The organism is Rhodococcus sp. MPR-R1B (genome assembly GCF_058793255.1).
This window is the reverse complement of sequence record NZ_JBXAFO010000036.1, coordinates 20,620-45,312: the sequence shown is the minus strand read 5'-3', so window position 1 is coordinate 45,312 and position 24,693 is coordinate 20,620. Positions and strand designations below refer to the sequence as shown.

The window sequence follows — 24,693 nt, the reverse complement described above, 5'->3', positions numbered from 1 at the left end:
TGCACAAACACACGGAGGTTGGAATGAGCGCCACGGACACACCCGATACCGGCGCCGTTCCACCCCGGTTGGTGACCACCGCTGGGGCGGCTGACCTCCTGCGCCGCCTCAGCGGGACTCACGGCGAACTGATGATGCATCAATCCGGCGGATGCTGCGACGGCTCGGCCCCGATGTGTTATCCCTCAGGCGAATTCATCGTCGGGGACCGTGACGTACTACTCGGAATCATCGATCTCCGACTTGCTGTCGGAGAGACTCCCGAAGACCTTCCCACCGGAACCGACGCTGTACAGGTCTGGATTTCCGGATCACAGTTCGAAGCCTGGAAGCACACCCAGTTGGTACTGGACGTCGTGCCCGGCCGCGGCAGTGGATTCAGCCTGGAGTCTCCTGAAGGATTCAGATTCCTCAGTCGAGCAAGGGCATTCACACCGGACGAAAACGAAGCACTCGGCGCGTCGAGCATTCTCGTGGGCGCTGATTGGGAAGCGGGCGTGCGTCCTTTGCCCCCGACGGTTCCCCAGGTGGTCGCCGAGGCCGTCGACGCCTGCCCGGTGCCGGGCGCGACCGCCCGATCCTGAGAACGGCAGCCTGAAGAAGATCTGAACAGACTCGGGGCCGCTCACATGACAGCCAGTTAACAGCACGGTCATCTCCAGGCGACCTTCTCCGTACATCGCCCACATACCGTTCATTTCACGCGACGCATCCACCGTGCGTCGTCTCATTCTTGACCGATTCAGAGGATGGACATGTCTCTTTCCGACCACGCAACCGGCAAAAACGCCGGTGCCGCGGGTGCACACCACGACGGCGCAGACTTCCATGCGGAAGACAATTCGTATCTGGAGAAACGAACACTCCGAAAGGGAACAGCAGGGTGGGTGCTGCTTGCGGGGTTGGGTGTCAGCTATGTGATTTCCGGTGACTACGCCGGCTGGAACAACGGTCTGGCCGAAGGTGGTTTCGGTGGCCTTCTCATCGCGGCGGTTGTCATCGCGGGTATGTACCTGGCGATGGTGCTCGGTATGGCCGAGATGTCGTCGGCACTTCCTGCCGCTGGTGGTGGATACACGTTTGCCAGACGGGCCATGGGGCCCTGGGGCGGATTTGCCACCGGCACAGCAATTCTCATCGAGTACTCGATAGCACCCGCAGCGATCGCGACCTTCATCGGTGCGTACGTCGAGTCCCTGAACCTGTTCGGGATCACCGACGGCTGGTGGGTGTACCTCGCGGTGTACGCGATCTTCATCGGCATTCACCTCACCGGCGCCGGTGAGGCACTCAAGGCGATGTTCATCATCACCGCCATTGCACTCGTCGGCCTGGTCGTGTTCGCGGTTTCGGCTGTCGGCCTTTTCGATTCGTCCAACCTCACCGATATCGCCGTCGACACCAGCGCAGTCGGATCGTCGTCGTTCCTGCCATTCGGTCTGCTCGGAATCTGGGCCGCCGTGCCCTTCGCGATCTGGTTCTTCCTTGCGGTCGAAGGTGTACCGCTGGCCGCCGAGGAAGCACGTGAGCCGGAGAAGAACGTCCCCCGCGGCATCATCATCAGCATGTTGATCCTGATCGTCACAGGCGCAACGGTTCTCTTCCTCGCCACCGGTGCGCTCGGCGCAGACGCCCTGTCCACCTCCGGAAATCCGCTCGTCGAGGCTCTGGGGGACAGCGGAGCGGCAAAGGCCGTCAACTACATCGGACTTGCCGGTCTGGTCGCGAGCTTCTTCTCGATCATGTACGCCTACTCACGCCAGACGTTTGCGCTCTCCCGCGCCGGCTACCTGCCGAAGAACCTGTCGGTGACCAACAAGCGCAAGGCCCCCACTCTCGCTCTCGTCGTACCCGGAATCATCGGCTTCGCGCTCTCACTCACCGGTGAAGGTGCAATGTTGCTCAACATGGCGGTGTTCGGCGCGGCAGTGAGCTACGTCCTGATGATGGTGAGTCACATCGTTCTTCGTAAGCGTGAGCCGAACATGCCGCGCCCGTACCGCACGCCCGGCGGTATCGCCACCACCTCGTTTGCGCTCGTGATCGCGGCAGTGTCGGTGGTGGCCACCTTCCTGGTCGATCCCGTTGCGGCATTGCTGACGTTGGTTGCCTTCGGAGTTCTGATGGCGTACTTCGGTCTCTACAGTCGTCACCACCTTGTTGCCAACTCGCCGGACGAGGAGTTTGCTGTACTTGCACAGGCGGAAGAAGAATTGGGATGAGTCGCGGGATGGCCAAGTATCACCAGCAGGTATCCGGAACCAACTATTCGTTCGACGGCCTCGTCGATCTGATGGCGAAGGCGACGCCGCTGCGGTCGGGTGACGAACTAGCCGGTTGCGCGGCAAGCTCCGACGCCGAACGTGCTGCTGCTCAATGGGTTCTGGCTGATCTTCCGTTGACGGTGTTCCTCGAAGATCTGTTGGTTCCGTACGAGGACGACGAGGTAACCAGGCTCATCATCGACAGCCACGATCGCCTGGCCTTTGCGCCGGTGGCGCATCTGACTGTCGGCGGACTACGAGACTGGTTGCTCGAGACCGCGTCGGCGCCGGAAGCTTCCGCACGGTTGTCCGCCGTAAGTCCCGGGCTCACCCCCGAGATGGTTGCGGCGGTCAGCAAGATCATGCGCAATCAGGACCTGATCGCCGTCGCGAAGGCCATCACCGTGACCGCGGGATTCCGTACGACCATCGGACTGCCCGGCCGGCTGAGCACCCGACTCCAGCCAAACCACCCGACAGACGATCCACGCGGCATCGCGGCGGCCACATTGGACGGTCTCCTGATGGGATGTGGCGACGCCGTCATCGGTATCAACCCCGCGACGGATTCACCCCAGGCCACCTCGGATCTGCTCCACCTGCTCGACGACATCCGTCAGCGATTCGAGATCCCGACTCAGTCGTGCGTGCTCTCGCACGTGACCACCACGATCGGACTGATCGAATCGGGGGTGCCGGTCGATCTTGTCTTCCAATCGATTGCCGGTACCGAAGGCGCCAATTCCGGTTTCGGAGTGAACATTCCGCTCCTGCGTGAGGGCAACGAGGCCGGGCGCTCCTTGAACCGCGGAACGGTCGGCAACAACGTCATGTACTTGGAGACGGGGCAGGGGTCCGCCCTCAGCTCAGGTGCCCACTACGGCACCGGCGGAGCCCCGGTCGATCAGCAGACACTCGAGACCAGGGCATACGCAGTGGCACGTGATCTCGAACCGCTGCTGGTCAACACCGTGGTCGGCTTCATCGGTCCCGAGTATCTCTACGACGGCAAGCAGATCATTCGCGCGGGCTTGGAGGATCACTTCTGCGGAAAACTCCTCGGGCTGCCGATGGGAGTGGACGTCTGCTACACCAACCACGCCGAAGCCGATCAAGACGACATGGACAACCTGCTCACCTTGCTGGGCGTCGCCGGCGCGGCGTTCGTGATCGCGGTGCCCGGCGCCGACGACGTGATGCTCGGCTATCAAAGTCTGGCGTTCCACGACGCGCTGTATGTGCGTAAGGTTCTCGGTTTGCAGCCCGCCCCGGAGTTCGAGACCTGGCTCCACAACTTGGGGATGACCGACGCAAACGGTCGGGTTCTTCCGATCGATGCCGAAATGTCGCCGTTGCGGGCTTTGACGGTGAACTCATGACCGAAGATCAGGCACCGATCCTCGATTTCTGGGGTCCACTGCGCAAGACCACGCAATCGCGTATCGGGCTGGGGCGTGCCGGAGATTCGTTGCCCACCAAGCGGGTTCTCGAATTCAAGGCAGCTCACGCCGCAGCCCGCGACGCGGTCCACGAGCCACTCGACTCCGAGACGCTTGCCAGTCGGGTCGAAGGGGTGGGCATCGGGGCGCCGGTGGTGGTCGCGAGCAGCGTCTCCACCCGCAGTGAGTATCTCCGGAGACCCGACCTGGGGCGCCAACCGGCTGACCTGGGTGCGATCGCGAGTTCCGACAAGGAAATCGGGTTCATCCTCGCCGACGGACTCTCGCCGCGAGCACTGATGGACCACGGCGAGCAATTACTGTCTGCGTTGGTCACGGTGTTGGGGGAGCGGTACTCGATCGCGCCGCCCGTGATCGCCACGAATGCCCGTGTGGCACTGGGTGATCACATCGCTGCCGCGATGGGAGTGCAGACGGCGATCGTCCTGATCGGCGAACGTCCAGGGCTCTCCGTTGCGGACAGTGTCGGGATCTATCTGACTCACCTTCCCCGCGTCGGTCGTACCGACGCGGATCGAAACTGCATTTCCAATGTCCACCCACCCGAGGGCCTCGGATACGAGCAGGCTGCTCGTATCGTCCTGGGATTGGTGACGGGAGCGCGCCAGTTGGGCCGCTCCGGCGTCGACCTCAAGGACACCTCTCGCGCCGACGCCGTTGCGTCGGGAGAAGTGCTGACGCTCGATTAATTGACAACTGCACGGCATACCCGGGTCGATCGACCCGGGTATGCCGTCGTACCCGAATCACGACGAAAACGAGGGAATCGATGTTCCGTTCGCTGCATGCCCGCGCCCTGTGTGCGTTGGCGGTAGGTAGTGTCCTGTTGAGTGCAACTGCATGTAGTTCGGCCGAGAGCGCCCCGAAAGAAGATGTGGCGCAAAGTGGTTCATCCTGCGCGGCGTTGGATCCCAGTCTTGCGTGGTACGGCGACAACCGTGTGACGTTGGATGCCATGATGACGGAGTTCGGAACGTGTGGAGCTGCAGGTGATGTCGATGACGGAGCTCCGTTGGCGCTCTTCGACTGGGACAACACAGTTGTCAAGAACGACATCGGAAGCGCCACCGCATTCTGGATGATCAAGAACAACAAGGTGTTACAGCCTGCCGGAGGGGACTGGGCAACTACCAGCCGCTTCATGACGCCAGCCGGCGCTGCCGCACTTTCCGCCGCGTGCGGCTCCGAGACCGCGCCGGGGCAACCGTTGGCAACCAGCACCGACTTGGACTGCGCCGACGAGATCATTGCGGTACTCGAAGAGAAGACTCGCGACGGCCAGGCCGCATTCGACGGTTACGATCACCGCCGGACAAAAGCCGCATACGCGTGGGCCGTGCAGTTGATGGCAGGGCACACCGAGGACGAGATCACCGAGTACGCCCGCGCAGCGCGTGCCGAGAATCTCGCTGCTGCAGAAGGATCCGATCAGACCGTCGGTACGACGGAAGTCGACGGCTCGGTGCGGTACTACGCGCAAATCGAAGATTTGGTGAAATCCCTCGGCGCTCATGGATTCGACGTGCGGATCATCTCCGCCTCGGCCGAACCGGTCGTTCGAGTCTGGGCGGAACAGCTGGGATTGGACGCCGATCACGTGATGGGAGTTCGGCCCATCGTCGAGGGCGGGGTTCTCACCGGGCGCCTGCGTGGGTGTGGTGGCGTTGCGGACGGCGACGACTCGGTCATTCCGTACATCGACGGCAAGCGGTGCCAGGTCAACGAGGTTGTCTACGGGGTTCAAGGGCCTACGGCGTTCGAGCAGTTGGCCGCCGATCGACGTCAGGTATTTGCTGCCGGTGATTCTGTCACCGACGTGACGTTCCTCGGAGATGCGACCGGCGCGCGCCTGGTGATCAACCGCAACAATCCCGAACTGATGTGCAATGCCTACGACAACAGTGACGGGAAATGGCTGGTCAACCCCATGTTCATCGAGCCGAAGTCCCGGGCGGACGCTCTCTATCACTGCTCGACCGATGCTTACACCGACGCGGCCGGGGCAAAAGGTGCCGTGACTCGCGCAGACGGCAGCGTGATCCCCGATCAGGCCGATTCCGTCGCGTGACGGTCGACTTGTCGCGGTGACTTCACAACGATCGATCGGGGTGTGATCTGATTCTGTCGAGCCCTTTGTCGGGCTGCGGAAACCCACGGGTGTCCGCTGTGATGCTGGAGCCGCAGAGGCGGCACGTGAGTAGGAGAAATCGATGGCCTTCGCTGGCAATGTGGACGAGTTGGCACTGCTCCAAGCAGTACGTCTCAAGGAGCGGGTCGGAGCGGTCGTCCTGGCCGAGCACCTGGGCGTCAGCGCGGCTTCCGGTCAAGCTGCGTACGACGCACTTGTCGCGCAGGGCAAAGCGGTCGAAGCGGAAAACGCCATCAGCCTGACCGAGAAAGGTTTGGCAGAACTCGAAGATCAGTTGGACGCCGAGCGCGTCTCGATCGACGAGGACTCCATCGGTGAGGTGTACGAGGCGTTCCTTCCCTTGGACGAGGAGTTCGCCGCGCTCATCGACGACGCAGATGCGGATTCCCTTGCAGAGCTGGATCGCCGGGCTGCAAACCTGTTCGATGATCTGTCGGCATTCGTTCCGCGGTTGTCTCGCTATCAGGATCTCTTCTCGGATGCTCTCGCGAAAGTGCAAGCGGGGGAGTCTAAGTGGATTTCGGAACCGATCATCGACTCCTACGCCACGGTGTGGGGCGAGATCCGTCAGGAGCTTTTCGGGGCTGCCGGTAAGGCTTGATCCGTAGCGTTGCACCGTGACGCAGTTTCTCGAGGGCCGTCCGATTCGTGTGAACGAATCGGACGGCCTGCGGCATGTCGAGGGTCGTGAAACTCGTTACCATTGCATACAAGTGGTGACTGAGATCACTCCTACCCCCTTTCGGGGGTAGTGCGGGGGTGAGCCACATCACTACCTTTCCTCCTATCGACGGTGATGCCCACAGGGCGACACCACGGGACCACGGAGGAATCGAGTGACCACAGTCTCTCCCACAGGCGGCACCAGTGCCGCCGGCGCCGGGGGTGCGAGTGCCGCAGGTGCGACGCAGCCCCCGCAGAACACCACCAGTGTGCGGCGCGTCGCAATCGCGAGTTGTATCGGCACGACTATCGAGTTCTACGACTTCTTCATCTACGGAACCGCTGCGGCACTTGTCTTTCCGACGGTGTTCTTCCCCGCGCTCGGTGCCACTGCGGGAACTGTCGCATCGTTTGCGACTTTCGCAGTCGCATTCATCGCCCGGCCCGTCGGCGCAATGTTGTTCGGACACTTCGGTGATCGCATCGGTCGCAAGAAGACGCTGATCTCGACGCTCCTGCTCATGGGTATCTCGACGCTCCTGATCGGCTTGCTGCCGGGTGCTGCAACCATCGGTGTCGCGGCCCCGATCATCTTGGTGCTCTTGCGATTCGGCCAAGGTTTCGCGGTCGGTGGTGAGTGGGCAGGCGCAACCTTGCTCACCGCGGAATACGCTCCACCGGGCAAACGTGGTCTGTATGCGATGTTCCCGCAGCTCGGCCCTGCAATCGCCTTCGTTCTCTCGAGCAGTACCTTCCTCATCACCGGCGCAGTTCTCGGCGACACCAACCAGGCTTTCCTCGATTACGGCTGGCGTATCCCGTTCCTGTTCTCCATCGTGTTGGTCGGCATCGGCCTCTACATGCGACTCGCTATCGAGGAGACTCCCGTCTTCAAGGCGGAGCAGGCAGAGCGCGTCGCGGAGCAGAAGAACGAAGCACCGCGCACCCTTCCGTTCCTGGATGCTTGGCGGTTCCAGACCAAGGAGATCCTGCTCTCGGCAGGCGCCCTGGCTTGCCTGTTCGCGTTCTTCTACATGGGCACGGCTTTCCTGACGAGCTACGGAACAAAGACCCTCGGCTTCTCCCGTCCGTTCGTCCTGTCTGTCGGTATCGCTTCCGCGGTTGTCTTCGGTGCGGCGATCGTCGTTTCCGCTCTGTACTCGGACCGCATCGGGCGCCGCAAGGTCATCATGATCTCGTGTGGTCTGGCCGTCGTCTGGGCGCTGGTGTTGTTCCCGCTCCTCGACACGGGATCGCCGATCGCGTTCATCATCGGAATGTTCGGCACGCTCATGATCTTCGGAATCGCCTACGGCCCCTGCGGTGCGCTGCTTCCGGAAATGTTCCAGACCCGCTACCGCTACACCGGTGCCGGCCTCGGCTACAACCTCGCCGGGGTGCTCGGTGGGGCAGTGCCGCCGCTGATCGCCGCACCGCTGGCCTCGGCCTACGGGAGTATGGCCATCGGAGTCATGCTGGCGATCCTGGGTGTGTTGAGCCTGATCTGCACCTGGGCACTCGTCGAGACCAAGGACCACGCGCTGTAACCACTGTGCGCCTTTATTAACCGCCGGCGGTTAATAAAGGCCCACAGCAGGCGGGTGGGGTGTCCGGACTCTGAACAGTTACGGCCACCCCGCACCGGGAAGTATGTCGTGCATCACACCGAATCGAGTAAATTCGTAGATGAGAGGGTCCGCTGCGGCGGCCCCTCTCATAGGTGCCTGAACAGGTAACCGGAGAGGACAGAACACATGAGTACGCCGCTGCCCAGCTATACGTCCGGAGTATGGGACGGTCCGATGCTGGGCGACACCATCGGAGACAACCTCGATCGCACGGTTGCCGCACACGGCGACCGCGATGCGTTGATCGACCACGCCAGCGGTCGACGATGGACGTACCGGGAGTTCGCCGAGCAGGTGAACGGGCTCGCTGCCGGACTACTTTCCCGTGGTGTGGGGAAGGGCGATCGGGTAGGAATCTGGGCTCCCAACTGTCCGGAATGGACGTTCACGCAATACGCGACGGCAAAGGTCGGCGCGATCCTGGTCAACATCAATCCGGCGTACCGCTCGCACGAGTTGCAGTTCGTGCTCGAGCAGGCCGGGATCTCGACGCTGGTGTCTGCGGCCAGCTTCAAGACCTCGGACTACGCGTCGATGATCGAGACGGTGCGGCCGCAGTGCCCGGATCTGACGTCGGTGCTCCTGCTCGGTTCACCCGAGTGGGACGCGGTGCTTGCAGACGGCTTGGCGGCGCAGGCAAGCGATCCGGCTCCGCTCGCCGCAGCCCAGGCCGCGTTGTCGGCTGACGACGCGATCAACATCCAATACACCTCGGGTACTACCGGTTTCCCGAAGGGCGCGACGCTCAGTCACCACAACATCCTCAACAACGGCTATTTCGTCGGCGAGTTGTGCCACTACAGCGAGGTCGATCGGGTGTGCATCCCGGTGCCGTTCTACCACTGCTTCGGCATGGTGATGGGCAACCTTGCGTGCACCAGTCATGGTGCTGCCATGGTCATTCCGGGTCCGGCTTTCGATCCGCGTGCTTCGCTCGAAGCCGTTCAGGCCGAAAAGTGCACGTCCCTCTACGGCGTTCCGACGATGTTCATCGCGGAGTTGGCGTTGCCGGACTTCGACAGCTTCGATCTGTCGTCCCTTCGCACCGGCATCATGGCGGGCTCGCCCTGCCCGGTCGAGGTGATGAAGCAGGTCATCGATCGCATGGGCATGTCGGAGGTGTCCATCTGCTACGGCATGACGGAGACCTCGCCGGTGTCGTTGCAGACCCGCTCGGACGATTCGATCGAGCAGCGCACCGAAACGGTCGGACGGGTAGGGCCGCATCTCGAGATCAAGATCGTCGATCCGGCAACCGGATTGACGGTGCCCCGTGGCGAGCCGGGTGAACTGTGCACGCGTGGTTACTCGGTCATGCTCGGATACTGGGAGAACCCGGAGAAGACCGCCGAGGCGATCGACGCTGCCCGGTGGATGCACACCGGAGACATCGGAGTCATGGACGAGGCCGGATACGTCGCCATCACGGGACGCATCAAGGACATGGTCATCCGCGGTGGCGAGAACGTCTATCCGCGTGAGATCGAGGAGTTTCTCTACACCCACCCCGACATTCTCGATGCGCAGGTCATCGGTGTACCCGACGCAAAGTACGGCGAGGAATTGATGGTGTGGGTCCAGATGCGCGAAGGTGCAGACGATCTCGACGCCGATTCGGTCCGCGCGTTCTGCACCGGCAAGCTCGCGCACTACAAGATTCCGCGGTACGTCCATGTCGTCGACGAGTTCCCGATGACAGTCACGGGCAAGGTCCGCAAGATCGCGATGCGAGAACAGGCGATCGAATTGATCGGTCAGGCCTGAGAGTATGTCCGCGAACCCAGGGGAGCGTGAGCCGGTACGCCCCGAGATCGCGCTCTCCTGGAAGCGTTCTCGACTCAGTGGCCTCGACCCGTCGTCGGCCATCGCCGTGGACACCGAGGAGCAGGACGGTGAGTCTCGTCTGCTCCGGGCCGCCGCACCCGTGCTCGACGAAGTTTCGCAACAGATCGCGGGCACCGGTTTCTGCGTGCTGCTTGCTGATCGCGAATGCCGCGTGGTCGCTTCGGTGTACTCCGACAGTCGCGTCGAGCGAACGATCGAGCGGTTGGGTGTCGTCAACGGTTCACGCTTCGGTGAAGAGCACGCCGGCACCAACGCGCTTGGTACGCCCCTCGAGGTCGGACGAAGCGTGGTGATCCACGGTGACGAGCATTTCCTCGACAGCCTCAAGGGTTTGAGCTGCTACGGACAGCCGATCCTGCATCCCGTCACACGTCGTGTCGAAGGCATTCTCGACATGACCGGCGTTGTCTCGCAGGCCAACCCACTGTTCGCGCCCTTCCTTGCGCGTGCTGCAGCGGACATCGAGAAACGGCTGCTCGAAGGCTCGAAAGCATCGGAGCAGCGGCTGGTCGACGCATTCCAGCGAGTTTCACATCAGCGCCACATTGCCGTCGCGGCCATCGGCGACGACATCCTGCTGAGCAACCGAACCGCTTTGGATCTGCTCGACACCGCAGACCATGTATCGCTCCGTTCCTTGATTGCCGACCTGAATCCAGACCAATCACGATTGGTGACAGTCGAATTGGCGTCCGGCGCGCTGGCGCGAGTTCAAGCCGACCGGATTTCCGGGGCTGACGGTGGTGCGCTCTTCCTGGTCGAACCACTCCAACGGGAACGGGCACCGATCCGCAGAACGCACGAGCGGGCACCGTCTCCGGGCGAACGACTGCGGCGCGACCTGATGCGGGCGCGGGCAACCTCTGCCGCCGTGGCGATCTCGGGTGAAGCGGGATCCGGCCGAACCTCGGCAGCATCGGACGTAGTCGGCAGTGTCGATGCGAGTTGGCTCGATGCCACGCGAATCGCGTTCGACGGCCGTGAGCAGTGGGTCACCGATCTCGTGCGAGCAGCCCGTAAGCGTTCGGGCGTGGTCGTGATCGAACAGGTACAACTCCTTCCTGACTCGGTGTTGCCGCTGGTCGCAGACCTGATCGACGCCAGCGCCGAGGGGCCGAAAATCGTACTGACCAGCGGAGCGGCAGTTGATCTTCCGCCGACCATCGCCGCGCTGCTCTCACGATGCGCCTCCCGGGTTGTCATCACCCCACTGCGCGAGCGACAGGCTGAGATCGCCGAGTTGGCACAAGTCATGTTGGAGGGGATCTCACCAGAACTGAGATTGACCGCCAGCGCTGCCGAAGCACTCGCGGCGGCCAACTGGCCGGGCAACCTGGCCGAATTGCGCGTCGTGTTGAATCGCGCCTCGGATGAACGCTCGAGCAATCGCATCGACGTCGCTGATCTGCCCGAGGACTATCGCACCACGACCAAGGTGTCGCGGTTGGCAGGGCGGGAGAAAGCCGAGCGCCAGGCGATCATCGGAGCGTTGAAAGACTGCGGCGGCAACAAGGTTCACGCGTCGGCGCAACTCGGAATCAGCCGAAGCACTCTCTACACACGGATGCGGGCGCTCGACATCACTGTGTAGTTTGCTGTCCGACTTCAGTTGTACAAAGTTCGGACAGTTAGCACCCCCGGAAGCGCGGAAGTATGGCGTGCATCACATTCGCACCTCACTACTTCAGGGGAGTTTCCGATGACGGCAGTAGCCGAACACACCATCAGTTCCGCGGTACAGGGTTTCCTGAACGGACCGAAGAAGCTCTACATCGGCGGCGAATTCGTCGACGCCGCTTCGGGTCAGACCTTCGCGACGTACAACCCGGCTGACGGACAGAAGCTCGCAGACGTGGCACACGGTCAGGCCGAAGACATCGACCGCGCGGTACGTGCCGCTCGAACGGCTTTCGAGGACGGCCCCTGGTCACGTATGAAGGCAAACGAGCGCGAGCGGATGATCTGGCGCGTCGGCGACATTCTCAGTGCTCGTGCCGAGGAATTCGGTCAGCTCGAAGCTCTCGACAACGGCAAGTCCGTTGCCATCGCCACCGCCGTCGACGTGGCTTGGGCCGCAGACGTTTTCCGCTACTACGCGGGTTGGGCCACCAAGATCGAAGGCAGCACTGTCAACGTGTCGATGCCCTTCTCTCCGGGCGGCGAGTTCCACGCCTACACCCTGCGTGAGGCAATCGGCGTCTGTGGACTGATCGTGCCGTGGAACTTCCCGCTGCTGATGTCGTCGTGGAAGCTCGCCCCCGCGCTCGCCGCCGGCAACACGGTGATCCTCAAGCCCGCTGAGCAGACCCCGCTCACCGCACTGCTTCTCGCGGAGGTCTTCGAAGAAGCAGGCTTCCCGCCCGGCGTCGTCAACATCGTTCCCGGCTTCGGCGATGCAGGTGCTGCTCTGTCCGGCCACGACGACGTGGACAAGGTTGCGTTCACCGGTTCCACCGAGGTGGGTAAGAAGATCGTCGACGCCGCCAAGGGCAATCTGAAGAAGGTTACGCTCGAGCTCGGTGGCAAGAGCCCCAATATCGTGTTCGCCGACGCCGATTTCGATTCCGCGGTGGAGGGTTCGCTCAACGCGTGGCTGTTCAACCACGGACAGTGCTGCGTTGCGGGTACTCGTCTGTACGTCGAGGACACCATCTTCGAGAAGTTCACCGAGGCCGTCGCGCACGCAGCGAGCCAGGTCAAGATCGGACCCGGCCTCGATCCCACCACCCAGCTCGGACCGCTGGTCTCGCAGGAGCAGTTCGACAAGGTGACCGGCTACCTGCGTGAGGGAATCGCCGACGGAGCACGTGCACTGACGGGCGGCAACCGCTGGGGCGATCAGGGCTACTTCGTCGAGCCGACCGTCTTCGTTGACGTCAAGCCCGAATTCTCCATCGTTCAGGAGGAGATCTTCGGACCCGTCGTGGCGGCGCTGCCGTTCAACGCGGACGACGGACCGATCACTGCCGCAAACGATTCCATCTACGGCTTGGCCGCCGGCATCTGGACCCGGGACATTTCCAAGGCTCACCGCACGGCGAAGCGCTTGAAGGCCGGCTCGGTGTGGATCAACCAGTACAACGGCTTCGACACTGCAATGCCCTTCGGTGGATACAAGCAGTCCGGCTGGGGCCGCGAGCTCGGCGCTTCGGCTATCGATCTCTACACCCAGACGAAGGCCGTCAACATCGCTCTCTGACCGACCCCATCGCTCATTCTCGTCCGACAATCAAGGAGATCACCAGTGAAGACCAAAGCTGCTGTACTGCTCGAGCCCGGAAAGCCTTTCGAGATCATGGAACTCGACCTCGACGGCCCGGGTGTGGGTGAGGTACTGATCAAGTACACCGCTGCCGGACTGTGCCATTCGGATCTGCACCTGACCGACGGTGATCTCCCGCCGCGTTACCCGATCGTCGGCGGACACGAAGGCTCGGGCATCATCGAAGAGGTCGGCCCAGGCGTCACGAAGGTCAAGCCGGGCGACCATGTCGTGTGTAGCTTCATCCCCAACTGCGGCACCTGTCGCTACTGCTCGACCGGTCGCCAGAACCTCTGCGACATGGGTGCCACCATCCTCGAAGGCTCGATGCCCGACGGTTCCTTCCGTTTCCACGGCAACGGAATGGATTTCGGCGGAATGTGCATGTTGGGAACGTTCTCCGAGCGCGCCACCATTTCTCAACACTCGGTAGTCAAGATCGACGATTGGCTTCCCTTGGAGACGGCAGTGGTCGTCGGCTGCGGCGTGCCGTCGGGTTGGGGAACGGCCGTCAACGCAGGCAACCTCCGCGCCGGTGACACCGCGGTGATCTACGGCATTGGTGGCCTCGGCATCAATGCCGTTCAGGGTGCGGTTTCGGCCGGCTGCAAGTACGTCGTTGTGGTCGATCCGGTTGCTCTCAAGCGTGAGACCGCACTGAAGTTCGGTGCTACGCATGCCTTTGCAGACGCCGAGAGCGCCGCTGCCAAGGTCAACGAGCTGACGTGGGGACAGGGTGCCGACGCGGCGCTCATCCTTGTCGGCACCGTCGACGAGGACGTGGTCAGTGCAGCGACGGCAGTGATCGGCAAGGGTGGCACCGTGGTGATCACGGGACTCGCCGACCCCGCCAAGCTGACCGTTCACGTGTCGGGTACTGACCTGACGCTGAATCAGAAGACGATCAAGGGCACGCTGTTCGGGTCCATGAATCCGCAGTACGACATCGTGCGACTGCTGCGTCTCTACGATGCCGGTCAGCTCAAGCTCGACGAACTGATCACCAACACCTACAGCCTCGAAGACGTCAACAAGGGCTACCAGGATCTACGTGACGGCAAGAACATCCGTGGCGTGATCATTCACGACAAGTAACCCCAAGTGCTGTGCGCCTTTATTAACCGCCCGCGGTTAATAAAGGCGCACAGCACTATTTCTTGGCTTTCGACAAAATCTGCATCAACTGAAGTAGCGCCGAGAACTTCGCGAACACCGAGCGCGAGACCACCGGACCGAAAGCCGCGGTGTCGGTTGCGTCGAAGGCGTCGAGCAGATCGCGGAAACTTTCGACCTGTTTGACCATCGCGTCGAGATCGACGTGCGTGACTGTGTCGGCGTCACGCAGAGCGAGCAGGTACTGCGGCGCCGTCACCAAGGCGACCGCCGGTATCTTCCGCTCGAACAACGGTTCACCCTCACCGAAATGAATGACCGGTCCTGGCGCCACGATTCGGCGATCGCCTGCCCCGATGTCGCGCCACAGCGGTGCAACGATGTCGTGTACTTCCCGACTCGTCGCGTAGAGCAGTTCCGGTTCCGGAGTGGTCTCCAACGAATAGCTGCCGATCGAGGTGTTCTCGGTATCGCCCAGTGCGCCGAGGTGTTCGATTGCGATCCCCGCTACTGCGCGCGCCTGACCGTCTTCGCCCTTCCACATCTCGGGGTGTGCTTCGAGCCAGGTGGACGTTGCCTGTCCGTGCTTGGACACCGCTGGAATGCGAAGGTGGCCGGTCGTCAGCACAAAAACGTACGACCGTCGATGCGGCTGCGCGACGGCGTGCCGCGCCAAGGCCAACATTCCCAGATGCCCGTTCTCCTCGACGCCGTTGGTTCCGTCGCTGTGAGTGATGAGCAGAATCGTCTCTTCCGGTGATGTCCCCGGGGATACCGCCCACACCGTGTCGGTCCGGGTGTCCGGATGCAGAGTTGCATCCAGAACCAGAGTGGCCCGCTGGCCCGAACGAGCTGCAGCGACAACCTTCCTGCCCTCGTCGCCGGCCACCCAGACGGCGGGGATGTCGTGGTACGGCTGCGTGAACGGAAGATATTGTCCCAGCGCGTTGTCCGGAGCGATGTCACGCCACACCGCGATCACGCCGAGCACTCCGGCTTTGCGGGCCTTGTCGAGTTTCGGGCCAAGAAGAGTCGCGGAGAGAACCGGATTTCGAAGAGTCTCGTCGGTGGCGATCGGACCCCACTCGCTGACCAGTAGTTTGCGGGGAAGATCGATGTGCGGGACCTCGATCACTGCGATCGCGCCCTTGGCCAAGGACCACTTGGGGCGTCGCGCGCTGACGTGGACCAGGGGAGCGGAGATTCCCTGAGGGCCGGTCAATCCCGAGTAGGGGAATGCGGACGAAACCTTGATCGGCCCCGTGGGCAATTCGATGCGAAGTCCGTCAGACGTTGCCGGTAGATCCCAGCGTTCGAAAGTGTGTGAATCACGCCGGACTTCGAGGCCCAGTTCGGTCAGTTCGTTCGCGACTTCCTCCACCACCGCGTGGTGCGAAGGTGATCCCGTCAATCGTGGCCCCCGCGCGTCGAGTCGCTGTTGGCCTGCAAGGAGGAGATCGCGATCGACGGCCTGGCCGTGATTCATGGGATTGCCTTTCGTGCTACGCGACGTCTGCTCTGGTGAGGCGCCTGCCCGTGTCGTGTCCACGGTACCGAGCGGTCTGAAAAGGACTCGGAGAGCGCGCCGGATATGCCGTTTTCGCAGATATACCAGGTGCCAACGAGCCGGTCGGTCCGTACCGTATGACCTTGGCACCGAAAGACTCCGTGTTCTTCGGACAGACCAGTCCACGGCGAGAGAGGCCTACGTTGGCTACGTATCTTTACAGGTTGGGGAAGTTCGCTTTCCGCCACAAGTATCTTGTGGTGGCCGCGTGGATTATCGTGATCGCGGTGGTGGGGGGCGCTATCAGCGCCACAAATCCGACGTTCTCCAAAGAATTCAATCTTCCGGGCACTGATTCACAGCGTGCGACCGAGTTGATGAACGAGAACTTTGCAGCGGCAGCGGAGCAGCAAACTCAGGCGTCGACCAGCATTCTCATCGCGGCAGACGACGGGCTTGCCGCGCACAGCGATCAGATCGATCAGTTGATCGCGCAGGCGAAGACGTTGCCGGACATCGTCGATCCCGAGAAGATCGTCAATCCGGTCACTCTCGCGGAGGCAAAGCCAGCGGTGGCGTCGGCCGTTCTCGGCGACAACGGCAAGGTCGGGCTGATCCAGCTCAATCAGTCGATTCGCATCGAGGATCAGACGCAGGCCAACAAGACCGCGTTCCTGGACTTGATGGCAAAGTTCCGCACCGGCGGCTTGCAAGTCGAAGGAACCGGCTCGATGATGCAGGTGCAGGCCGCGGGCGGTCTGTCGGAGATGCTCGGCTTCGCGGTGGCGTTCATCGTGATGATCGTGGCGTTCGGTGCACTCATCGCGGCGTTCATCCCGTTGTTCACTGCAATTCTGGGAATTGCGCTGGCCACTCTGACTGTCACCCTCGGCTCGGGCTTCTTCGACATCAACGAAGGCGTCACGGGAATCGTCACGATGATCGGCATCGCAGTCTCGATCGACTACGCGTTGTTCATCGTGTCGCGCTACCGCAGTGAGCTCAACCTGGGCGGAACCAGGGAAGCCGCCGCCGGACGCGCAGTAGGTACTGCCGGTTCGTCTGTCGTATTCGCAGGCCTGACAGTGGTGGTTGCGCTGGCGGCCCTGGCGGTGGTCGGGGTTCCGATGATCACGCAGATGGGAATCTCGGCAGCGGTTGCCGTCATCATCGCTGTGCTCGGCGCAATCACATTGATCCCAGCGGTTCTGGGTATCTTCGGCCGATTCGCGTTCTCGCCTCGTATCCCCGGGCTGCGCCACGGTGACGAGCCCGAGACGATGGAATCCAACGGACATCGCTGGGCCAAGATAGTCACCAAGTACCCGTGGCCGATCGCGGGTGCTGCGCTGGTGCTTCTGGTGATCGCGGCTATTCCGATGACGAAGCTCGAACTCGGACTCTCGTTCACTCAGGACGAAGAGCGGCCGGCACTTGCCCTGCTGCAACGTGGGTTCGGTGAAGGCGTCAATGGCGAATTGTTCGTCGTGCTCGACGCGCCTGACGGCACCGACATCACCGCGATTGCCGAAGGCACTGTCGCGCACATCAAGGGCCTCGACAACGTCGCAACTCCGGATCAGTTGATGTGGGTCGGAAACGGACCGGACGCAGCAAACCCGATGGCGGGCGCCAACTCTGCGCTGATCGCGGTCACCCCGCAGATGTCACCGAGCGGCCCCGAAACCCACGAGCTGATGAATCAGATCCGGGATTACGGATCGACGGTGAAATCGGAAGGCGCAGAACTCGGTGTAGCGGGGCAAACCGCGATCGTTGCCGACATGTCGTCGAAGCTCAGTTCCGCGCTCATCCCGTATCTCATCGTGGTTGTGGGGCTGGCGTTCATCATCATGATGGTCGTCTTCCGCTCGATCCTGGTGCCGCTGACCGCAACTCTCGGATTCCTGTTTTCCGTCTGTGCGACCTTCGGCGCCACGGTGGCCATCTTCCAGGAGGGCGACTTCGGGCTGATCGAGCACACACAACCCATCATCTCGTTCCTGCCGATCTTCATGATCGGTGTGGTCTTCGGGTTGGCGATGGACTATCAAGTGTTCCTCGTGACGCGAATGCGCGAGGAATACGTGCACGGATTGTCGGCCAAGGACGCCATCATCTCCGGCTACACCCATGGTGCTCGCGTGGTCGCGTCGGCGGCCATCATCATGATCTCCGTGTTCGGCGCATTCATGCTGTCCTCGGAGACGACAAGCAAGATGATGGGCTTCGGCCTCGCGGCTGCAGTCTTCTTCGACGCCTTCATCATCCGCATGATCGTGATCCCTGCGGTCATGTCGATTCTCGGTGATTCGGCATGGAAGTTGCCGGCGTGGCTCGACAAGATCCTGCCGAACGTCGACATCGAGGGTGAAGCGATTCGACGGATTCCGATCGAGCAGGATCCGGATTCCGATCCAGACCCGAATCAGGTGCCTGTGAGGGTGTAAGCACTCAGGCAGTCAGAACGGGGTGCCGGTTGCACAGCAACTGGCACCCCGTTCTTCTGTGTTCATACGGAGCCCGCGCGATAGGAAACCATCCGGTTGGTAACAGAAATTGCTGTGATCGCGACAGGAATTCCAGAGGCGACGCGCATCGGGGGCGAGCCGTGACGGTGACTGCGAGGGTACGTGTCGAAGGAGCAAACCGATTTGAAGCGGGCCGAGAAGTGGACCTTCGCGCTGACGGTCGTCTCCCTGATCGCCGGCGGGACAGTGGTTGCCGGGCTGGTGGATCGGTGGAGCAGTTCGCCGTCCGATGACATCTCGGTAGCTGCGACTTCGTCGATCAGCATGACGTCCACACCGGAAGAGATGGCGCCGGAGGACCTGCCTGAATTCTCGTACGTCACGCCGAGCGCGGTGTACCCGACCACGATTCCGGGTTGTGAAAGCGTCGAAGCGCCGGACGACGAACACGGAATCTCGATCTTCACATCGACAGGTGGCGACGACGCGTACGACGACCCACGTTTTCCGTGGTTTTCCGGCGCCAAAGCTGTATCGATGTCGGATGCGGTCGCCGATGCGATTCCGGACGGCGTCGAGATCAAGTTCGCCAGTCCGAGCCGATCACTCCAGTTCGGTCCGATCTCGGCACCGTCGACCTCGGACGAGTTACCCGAGGGATGGACGATCGAGGATCTGGCGTCCACTGATGCGTCGGCGACAATACTTCGAGGCGAGGCCAGTGGTGGACTGTCGGTCTCGGTCAACAGCAGTAAGGCGCCGGTTCCTCCGTGCATTGCCGGTTCTCTCGTCGAACGTCGCTCACTCGCGGATGGTTCAGTTGTGGACGTGCAGGACTCGTGGAGTGAAATCAACGGACAACGCACTCTCTCTCGTTCGGCGTTCCTTTACGGCATCGATGGCACACGAGTTCACGCCTATCTCGATGACACTGCCGATCGAGTCGGCGCCGAGGTTCAGGCAAGCGGCGCGCTTCCACTGACCATCGACGAACTGGTGTCCTTGGTCAGCCTGCCGCAACTGCGAATCACGACGCCTGCTCCGCCGGGTACGGCACCGCTTTCGCCCGGGTGCCACGGGATCCCCCGAGACTCTGGCGACGTGGCCGAACTCGATCGCGCGACGATCGAACGTCTCAACGCGGTACTCGAAGTCAGATGGCGCGCTGTACCTCCGGGTTTTCCGATTCTTGATACCGGACCGGGCACTCTGACGGTGGCGGAGAATGACAAGTCCACTGCATGTCAGAGACTTCTCACCCGGACGGGAGACAGCGAGTCGACGCTCAACATGACAATTACCGGCGGACAACCACTCCCTACGGAGCCCAACAAATACGACCCTTCCTACGACGGGCACCCCTTGGAGGTCGTGACGCGACCGGATGGATCCGTGATCGAGCGAGACGAACGGAACTACGCGACCGTGCCCATGACAAATGACGGCTCGAAAGCAGAATCGACGCAGGAAACGAGCAGGTCGGTGGTCGTCACCCGCCCGAATGGGACCCAAGTCTCGGTTTCGTCGTCGGCTGCGATCCCGAACGATCCGATGACGTTCGCGCAGTTGGAGTTTCTCGCGACGACCGAAGGCTTGGAGATTCGATGACCACCAGATTCTCCCCGAAATCGCGACTTCGGATCGCGGCCGCCGCAGCCGTAGTCACCGTCACTGCCGCCATCGCCACGGTGGTCACGTCGACGAGTTCCGAACCGACAGCGATCTCGTCGCCGCTATGGAGCGTCGAGGCCTCCGAGATTCTCGGGCGCGAGTTCGCGATCTTCCGGAGCCCACTTGTTGGAACCGAATTCAACATGGACATGGGCGGATTCATCGACGCCGGATCACTCGTGGTCACGATGATCGGTATGCCGGATCGTCAGGCGTATTCGTTGGACGACGCAGAATTGGTCGGATTGGACGCCGAAGATGGCACAGTTCGTTGGCGCACGTCGGCGGTCGACATCGGTGGTTGCTCCGAGACTCTGCTCGGCAGTTCGGTGCTGTGTTTCTCCGGGCCGTACGTATCCGGTGGTTCGTACTCGCTGTTCGACATCGAGACGGGAGAGCGGCGAGACATCAAGACACCGTGGTCGCCGATCGTCGCGGTTGTCTCGGGCGACACCGTACTCGCGCTCGAAGGTGATATCGAGAGCAACGACGTTCGCGTGCACAGCGGAACCGTCGACGATCCGGAAGCGAACTGGTCCAAAGCGTTCGACGTCGGTGGATCGTGGGAAGCCGGATACGTCGATCCGGTGATGTCGGTTCACGGCGACCTGGGCGTGATCGCTCTCGACGAGTCCTTGGGATTCGACGTGAAGACCGGCGAACAGCGGTGGGTACACGGTTACTCCACCTGTTCGACCGCGCACACATCGTCCGACGGGGTGACATTGGTGTCGGATGGCGGTTGCGAAGGCAATGGCCGTCCGACAAGTGAGTACGCGCTCGATCAGTACGGGCGCGAGTTCGCCAGGACGGACGAACTGCCTTCGGAGTCCTCGTACTACGGCGGACGATACAGCCGAGATGATCCGGCGGGAGGATCGACTCCGATCATTCTGGGACACAGCGGTTTCGACCGGACTTCGGGCGAGAAATTGTGGTCCAACAGTGAAGTCTTCGACACCGCACAGTCGTTGGCGGTGATCGGCAACGTGATCGCCGTGACCCGCTCCGGTTCCGAGCCCGAGGTCCAGTTCGTGGACCTGCTCACCGGGGAGGTCCTGTGGCGCTCGAACGCCGAGCGCGCCGGAGAGATCGCCTGGCACGGGGATGTCGTTATCGACGAGGGCAACGTCTACGGAACAGATGTCAGGACCGGCCAACGGAGTTGGGAGGTCCAAGTCGTCCAGGACGGGGACGACGAGTTCACGCCTTGGGTGATGCCGCGCGAGCTGTGGGCGGGGGAGAAGGTGCTGTTGCGTTCCAGTGAAGACCGCATCACGGCGTTGAAACTGTCGTGAAATTCGGTGGCTGCGAACCTTCGGCGATTAGCGAAATTCGATGGGTTACTGGTGAACTGGCATGATTCGACCTTTCGACATGCCGAACAAGCGCCTGAACTCCAGGCGCTCCTGCTCGAAGTTGTAGATGCGGTAGACGGGCCACACGAGCGCATGGAGCATCGAGTCGCCCCAGATGGTCAGTTTGAGGCGCCAATTCATGATGTTGTGAAGGTGCAGAACCGATTCGGATGCTTGGTTGTACTTCAGGTACTCCAACGGAGGGGTTTCACCGCGTCGACCGGACGTTTCTGCTCGCATGTCGGCGATCTGACCGATCGTCATCCCTTCCTCCCGAAGGCACAGTGAAAGGTCGATATCTTCGTGGATGTCCGGCCGGTCACTGACTTGCTCGCGGACCGACAACCATGCGCTTTTTCTGATCGCCATGTTCGCTCCGGCGACAGCGAGTACTTGACGTTCGCAATCGAACTTCCCCTGCTTCACCTGCCTGTCCAGTGCGTAGCGGTGGATTCGAGCAAACGGCGATTCGAAGAGGTAGGTGAGTCCGGCAACTGCTGAATGAGCGGTGCTGCGTTGGAAGAAACCCTTGACCGCATCTGCCCATCCCGGTTGTACCCGTGTGTCCGCGTCGATACGACCGATGATGTTGCCGGTCGAGGCGTCGAAGCCCGCGTTCCGGGCGTGTACGACGCCTTGGCGGGCCTCGAAGACATATCTGACTTTGTCGTACTTCTCGGCGAACTCCTGGATGATCGATGCAGTACCGTCCGTCGAGTTGTTGTCGACAATCAGAATCTCATCGATTTCCGACTCGGTCAGTAGACGCTCGATGCAGCCGGAAACCGCGTTCTCTTCGTTGAATACCGGAACAACCACCGAAAGTCGATTAGTGGACAAGTGTTCAATATCCTGCATGGATGCGGTCACTGTATTCCTTTGCTGGGCAATTGGGTCCAGTCCTTCGCAAAGGTTACGATAGCAATAGGTGACCATTCGGACAATTTGAACCGAGGGCCATATGATCAATCCCGCAACAGCTTATTGCGGGAAACTATCAGCATAAGTGCAGCTGGCACGGCATAAATGCATGCAGAATAAGGCTTTCGGAACTGATTGATTTTTACCCACTCGAGTCTATTCGTCGGTCGAACACCGGACTTTAGTCCTTCTAATTCCGGCAAATATAATGCTGCCCGTTCGCTGAATTGTGAATCGCCACTGCGGCAACCGTCGGGCAATATCTAGATGTCGCAAGTTGCTTTTCAGTGAAGTGGAGTCGGTGCAGCGCAAGTGCCATATTTGTAGATTCAACGGACCCTTGACGGCAAGGTTGCCGCCATCTGCAAATATTTGCTTTTGTAGCTGTCGGTCTGGATTTTCCAGTGAAGTCTGCCCCCGCGACTTTTCAGCACCGATTTCCGATGTGCAAACAGCAGCCGGCACCTACCTATCGGGTCAGGATGCCTTCGGTTTCGGGTGCCGGAACGGTTTTCCCCGTGATCGGATCGACTTCCTCGAGCGGTGGAACGTCTTCTCCGTCGAGCACTCGGCGCATGCGCTCCTTGTCGAGCTGCCCCTCCCAATTGGCGACCACGAAGGTTGCGACACAGTTCCCGAGCAGGTTCACCGACACCCGCATCGAATCCATGATTCGATCGGCGCCCAGTAGGAGAGCGACTGCGGCAACTGGAATTGCGCCGTGACCGATTGCGGCCACGGTGGCCGACAGCGCCAGGAATGACGATCCCGGCACGCCGGCCATTCCCTTCGAGGTGAGCATCAGAACCAGGACGGCAGTGATCTGTTCACCGAGTGTCAGGTCCACGCCGAGTGCCTGCGCCAGAAACAGCATGCAGATCGACAGGTACAGCGTCGCGCCGTCGAGATTGAACGAGTAGCCGGTAGGCACCACCAATCCTGTTGTAGTGCGCGAGCATCCGGCGTTGGTGAGCTTGACCATGATTCGGGGCAGAACTACTTCGGTCGACGCTGTTCCCAAAGCGAGGAAGAGTTCGTCCTTGATGTACTTGACGAATTTCCACAGGTTCACGCCCGCGAAGTACCTGACTATCGCGGCCAGGATGAGGATGAACAGGACGGCGGCGAGATAGCATGCGGCGATCAGCTTTCCGTAACTTCCGAGCGAAGCGATCCCGTACTGACCGACGATGTACGCCATCGCGCCCAAAGCGCCCAACGGCGCCAGTCTCATGATCCAGCCGATGATCGTGAAGAACAGATGGCTCAGACGATCGACGAGTTCGAACACGATCGGTGGTCCACTCTCACCCGCCTTGGCCAATGCGAGCCCGAACAGTACGGCGAAGAAGAGGACTTGGAGGAGTGCGTTCTCGGCGAAGGCCGAAACTATCGACACCGGAATGATATTGAGCAGGAATTCGACGGTGTGGGGAAGTTCGCCACTTCCGGTCTTGGCTGCCACGGCGTCCGCACCGTTCGCAAGCGTCTCCGGATCGATGTCGAATCCCGCACCCGGCTTCATCAGATTTCCGATGAGCAGCCCGAACAACAGGGCGAAGGTGGTCACGACCTCGAAGTAGATGAGTGCTTTGACGCCGATACGCCCCACGGCCTTCAGATCCCCGACGTGGGCGATCCCGATCACAACGGTGCAGAAGATGATCGGCGCGATCAGCATTTTGATCAGCTTGATGAACCCGTCGGCGAGGGGCTTGAGGTTCGCGCCGAATTCCGGCCACAACCAGCCGATGAGAACACCGATGACGATAGCGGCGATCAATTGCACGAACAGTGATCGGTACCAGGGCGGCTTGTTGGCGAGTCGCGCGAGCTCGCTGTTCGGCAGTTTTACGGAAGTTGGCATGGATGGGAACGGTAGGTCCGCTTGATTGCGAAAAAATAACTCGCGAATGTCGTGGATGTAACGCGTCGAGGTTGCATCTCGGACAACAATTCGGTCAACAAGCGACAGTTGTGTGTGACTGTGGTTATTGTTTCCCTGAGCGGTGATCTTCCGTCCGCGTGCATGCACGACGTGTGAGAGGGGCTGTCATGGGGCAAATTATCGGAACCATCATTTTCGGCGCAGTCATCGGAATCCTGGCTCGTCTCGTACTGCCAGGTAAGCAGCAGTACGGCATGATCGTGACCGTCGTGCTGGGTATCGCCGGAGCGCTTATCGGGTACTGGGTCTGGGGAGCGATCTCGGACAAGGGCGACACGGGTGGAATCGACTGGATCCGCTGGATCATCAGCATCGCCGCGGCGGCCGTGCTCTCGATCGGCTACAGCGCCGTCACGGGCAAGAAATAGCAAGCCGACCCAATTCGAGAAGTGGGGGGGGGGGGGGGGGGGGGGGGGGGGGGGGGGGGGGGGGG

Annotated in this window: 18 protein-coding genes; 15 read left to right on the top strand and 3 right to left on the bottom strand. The window is 61.4% G+C overall.

What is annotated here, in order from left to right:
* Window positions 1-23 precede the first annotated feature (23 nt).
* The 11 genes from AC1Q61_RS29825 (at window position 24) to AC1Q61_RS29775 (ending at window position 14,366) form a co-directional block, all read left to right on the top strand.
* Window positions 24-584, top strand: a complete 561-nt coding sequence (locus AC1Q61_RS29825) for a DUF779 domain-containing protein (RefSeq protein WP_042922384.1) — start codon at window positions 24-26, stop codon at window positions 582-584.
* 165 nt (window positions 585-749) lie between these two features.
* Window positions 750-2,222, top strand: coding sequence for an ethanolamine permease (gene eat, locus AC1Q61_RS29820; RefSeq protein ID WP_003941913.1), 1,473 nt, complete (start codon window positions 750-752; stop codon window positions 2,220-2,222).
* Window positions 2,219-3,643 carry an ethanolamine ammonia-lyase subunit EutB gene (locus tag AC1Q61_RS29815; RefSeq protein ID WP_019744243.1) on the top strand — a complete coding sequence of 475 codons (1,425 nt, stop codon included), beginning with the start codon at window positions 2,219-2,221 and terminating at the stop codon, window positions 3,641-3,643. The genes eat and AC1Q61_RS29815 overlap by 4 nt, the downstream gene beginning before the upstream one ends.
* On the top strand, window positions 3,640-4,413 hold the full coding sequence (eutC, locus tag AC1Q61_RS29810) for an ethanolamine ammonia-lyase subunit EutC (protein WP_215515755.1): 774 nt from the start codon (window positions 3,640-3,642) through the stop codon (window positions 4,411-4,413). The genes AC1Q61_RS29815 and eutC overlap by 4 nt, the downstream gene beginning before the upstream one ends.
* A gap of 80 nt (window positions 4,414-4,493) precedes the next feature.
* On the top strand, window positions 4,494-5,792 hold the full coding sequence (locus tag AC1Q61_RS29805; RefSeq protein ID WP_042922506.1) for an HAD family hydrolase: 1,299 nt from the start codon (window positions 4,494-4,496) through the stop codon (window positions 5,790-5,792).
* A gap of 142 nt (window positions 5,793-5,934) precedes the next feature.
* Complete coding sequence (locus AC1Q61_RS29800) at window positions 5,935-6,474, top strand: hypothetical protein (protein WP_003942083.1); 540 nt, start codon at window positions 5,935-5,937, stop codon at window positions 6,472-6,474.
* A 331-nt stretch (window positions 6,475-6,805) separates the two neighbouring features.
* The gene (locus AC1Q61_RS29795; RefSeq protein WP_085998903.1) at window positions 6,806-8,083 is read left to right on the top strand and encodes an MFS transporter; all 1,278 of its coding nucleotides are present in this window, start codon (window positions 6,806-6,808) and stop codon (window positions 8,081-8,083) included.
* Window positions 8,084-8,290: 207 nt separating this feature from the next.
* Window positions 8,291-9,928: an AMP-binding protein gene (locus AC1Q61_RS29790; protein WP_042922388.1), complete on the top strand. Its 1,638-nt coding sequence runs from the start codon at window positions 8,291-8,293 to the stop codon at window positions 9,926-9,928.
* A 4-nt stretch (window positions 9,929-9,932) separates the two neighbouring features.
* Entirely contained in the window at window positions 9,933-11,600 is a 1,668-nt protein-coding gene (locus AC1Q61_RS29785) for a sigma-54-dependent Fis family transcriptional regulator (RefSeq protein ID WP_003942072.1), read from the top strand.
* Window positions 11,601-11,708: 108 nt separating this feature from the next.
* Window positions 11,709-13,208 (top strand): aldehyde dehydrogenase family protein, encoded by a 1,500-nt coding sequence (locus AC1Q61_RS29780; RefSeq protein ID WP_019744236.1) that lies wholly within the window; start codon window positions 11,709-11,711, stop codon window positions 13,206-13,208.
* 45 nt (window positions 13,209-13,253) lie between these two features.
* Window positions 13,254-14,366, top strand: a complete 1,113-nt coding sequence (locus tag AC1Q61_RS29775; RefSeq protein ID WP_003942086.1) for an NDMA-dependent alcohol dehydrogenase — start codon at window positions 13,254-13,256, stop codon at window positions 14,364-14,366.
* A 55-nt stretch (window positions 14,367-14,421) separates the two neighbouring features.
* Here the strand turns inward: AC1Q61_RS29775 and AC1Q61_RS29770 are convergent, their stop codons facing one another.
* Window positions 14,422-15,870, bottom strand: coding sequence for a zinc-binding metallopeptidase family protein (locus AC1Q61_RS29770; RefSeq protein ID WP_064074169.1), 1,449 nt, complete (start codon window positions 15,868-15,870; stop codon window positions 14,422-14,424).
* 224 nt (window positions 15,871-16,094) lie between these two features.
* Here AC1Q61_RS29770 and AC1Q61_RS29765 point away from each other — a divergent pair, with 224 nt between their 5' ends.
* The 3 genes from AC1Q61_RS29765 (at window position 16,095) to AC1Q61_RS29755 (ending at window position 21,331) form a co-directional block, all read left to right on the top strand.
* A complete protein-coding gene (locus tag AC1Q61_RS29765) occupies window positions 16,095-18,341 on the top strand; it encodes an MMPL family transporter (RefSeq protein WP_492651366.1) in 2,247 nt (748 codons plus the stop codon).
* Between the two features lie 183 nt (window positions 18,342-18,524).
* Window positions 18,525-19,970 (top strand): hypothetical protein, encoded by a 1,446-nt coding sequence (locus tag AC1Q61_RS29760; RefSeq protein ID WP_054827684.1) that lies wholly within the window; start codon window positions 18,525-18,527, stop codon window positions 19,968-19,970.
* Entirely contained in the window at window positions 19,967-21,331 is a 1,365-nt protein-coding gene (locus tag AC1Q61_RS29755; protein ID WP_042922394.1) for an outer membrane protein assembly factor BamB family protein, read from the top strand. The genes AC1Q61_RS29760 and AC1Q61_RS29755 overlap by 4 nt, the downstream gene beginning before the upstream one ends.
* A 45-nt stretch (window positions 21,332-21,376) precedes the next feature.
* Here AC1Q61_RS29755 and AC1Q61_RS29750 read toward each other — a convergent pair whose 3' ends face one another.
* Together AC1Q61_RS29750 and dctA are read right to left on the bottom strand one after the other, a co-directional pair.
* On the bottom strand, window positions 21,377-22,249 hold the full coding sequence (locus AC1Q61_RS29750; RefSeq protein WP_037129871.1) for a glycosyltransferase family 2 protein: 873 nt from the start codon (window positions 22,247-22,249) through the stop codon (window positions 21,377-21,379).
* A gap of 532 nt (window positions 22,250-22,781) precedes the next feature.
* Complete coding sequence (gene dctA / locus AC1Q61_RS29745) at window positions 22,782-24,179, bottom strand: C4-dicarboxylate transporter DctA (protein ID WP_037129867.1); 1,398 nt, start codon at window positions 24,177-24,179, stop codon at window positions 22,782-22,784.
* Between the two features lie 188 nt (window positions 24,180-24,367).
* On the opposite strand from dctA, the gene AC1Q61_RS29740 reads away from it, so the two are divergent.
* Entirely contained in the window at window positions 24,368-24,628 is a 261-nt protein-coding gene (locus AC1Q61_RS29740; RefSeq protein WP_003942027.1) for a GlsB/YeaQ/YmgE family stress response membrane protein, read from the top strand.
* The last annotated feature ends 65 nt before the right edge of the window (window positions 24,629-24,693 follow it).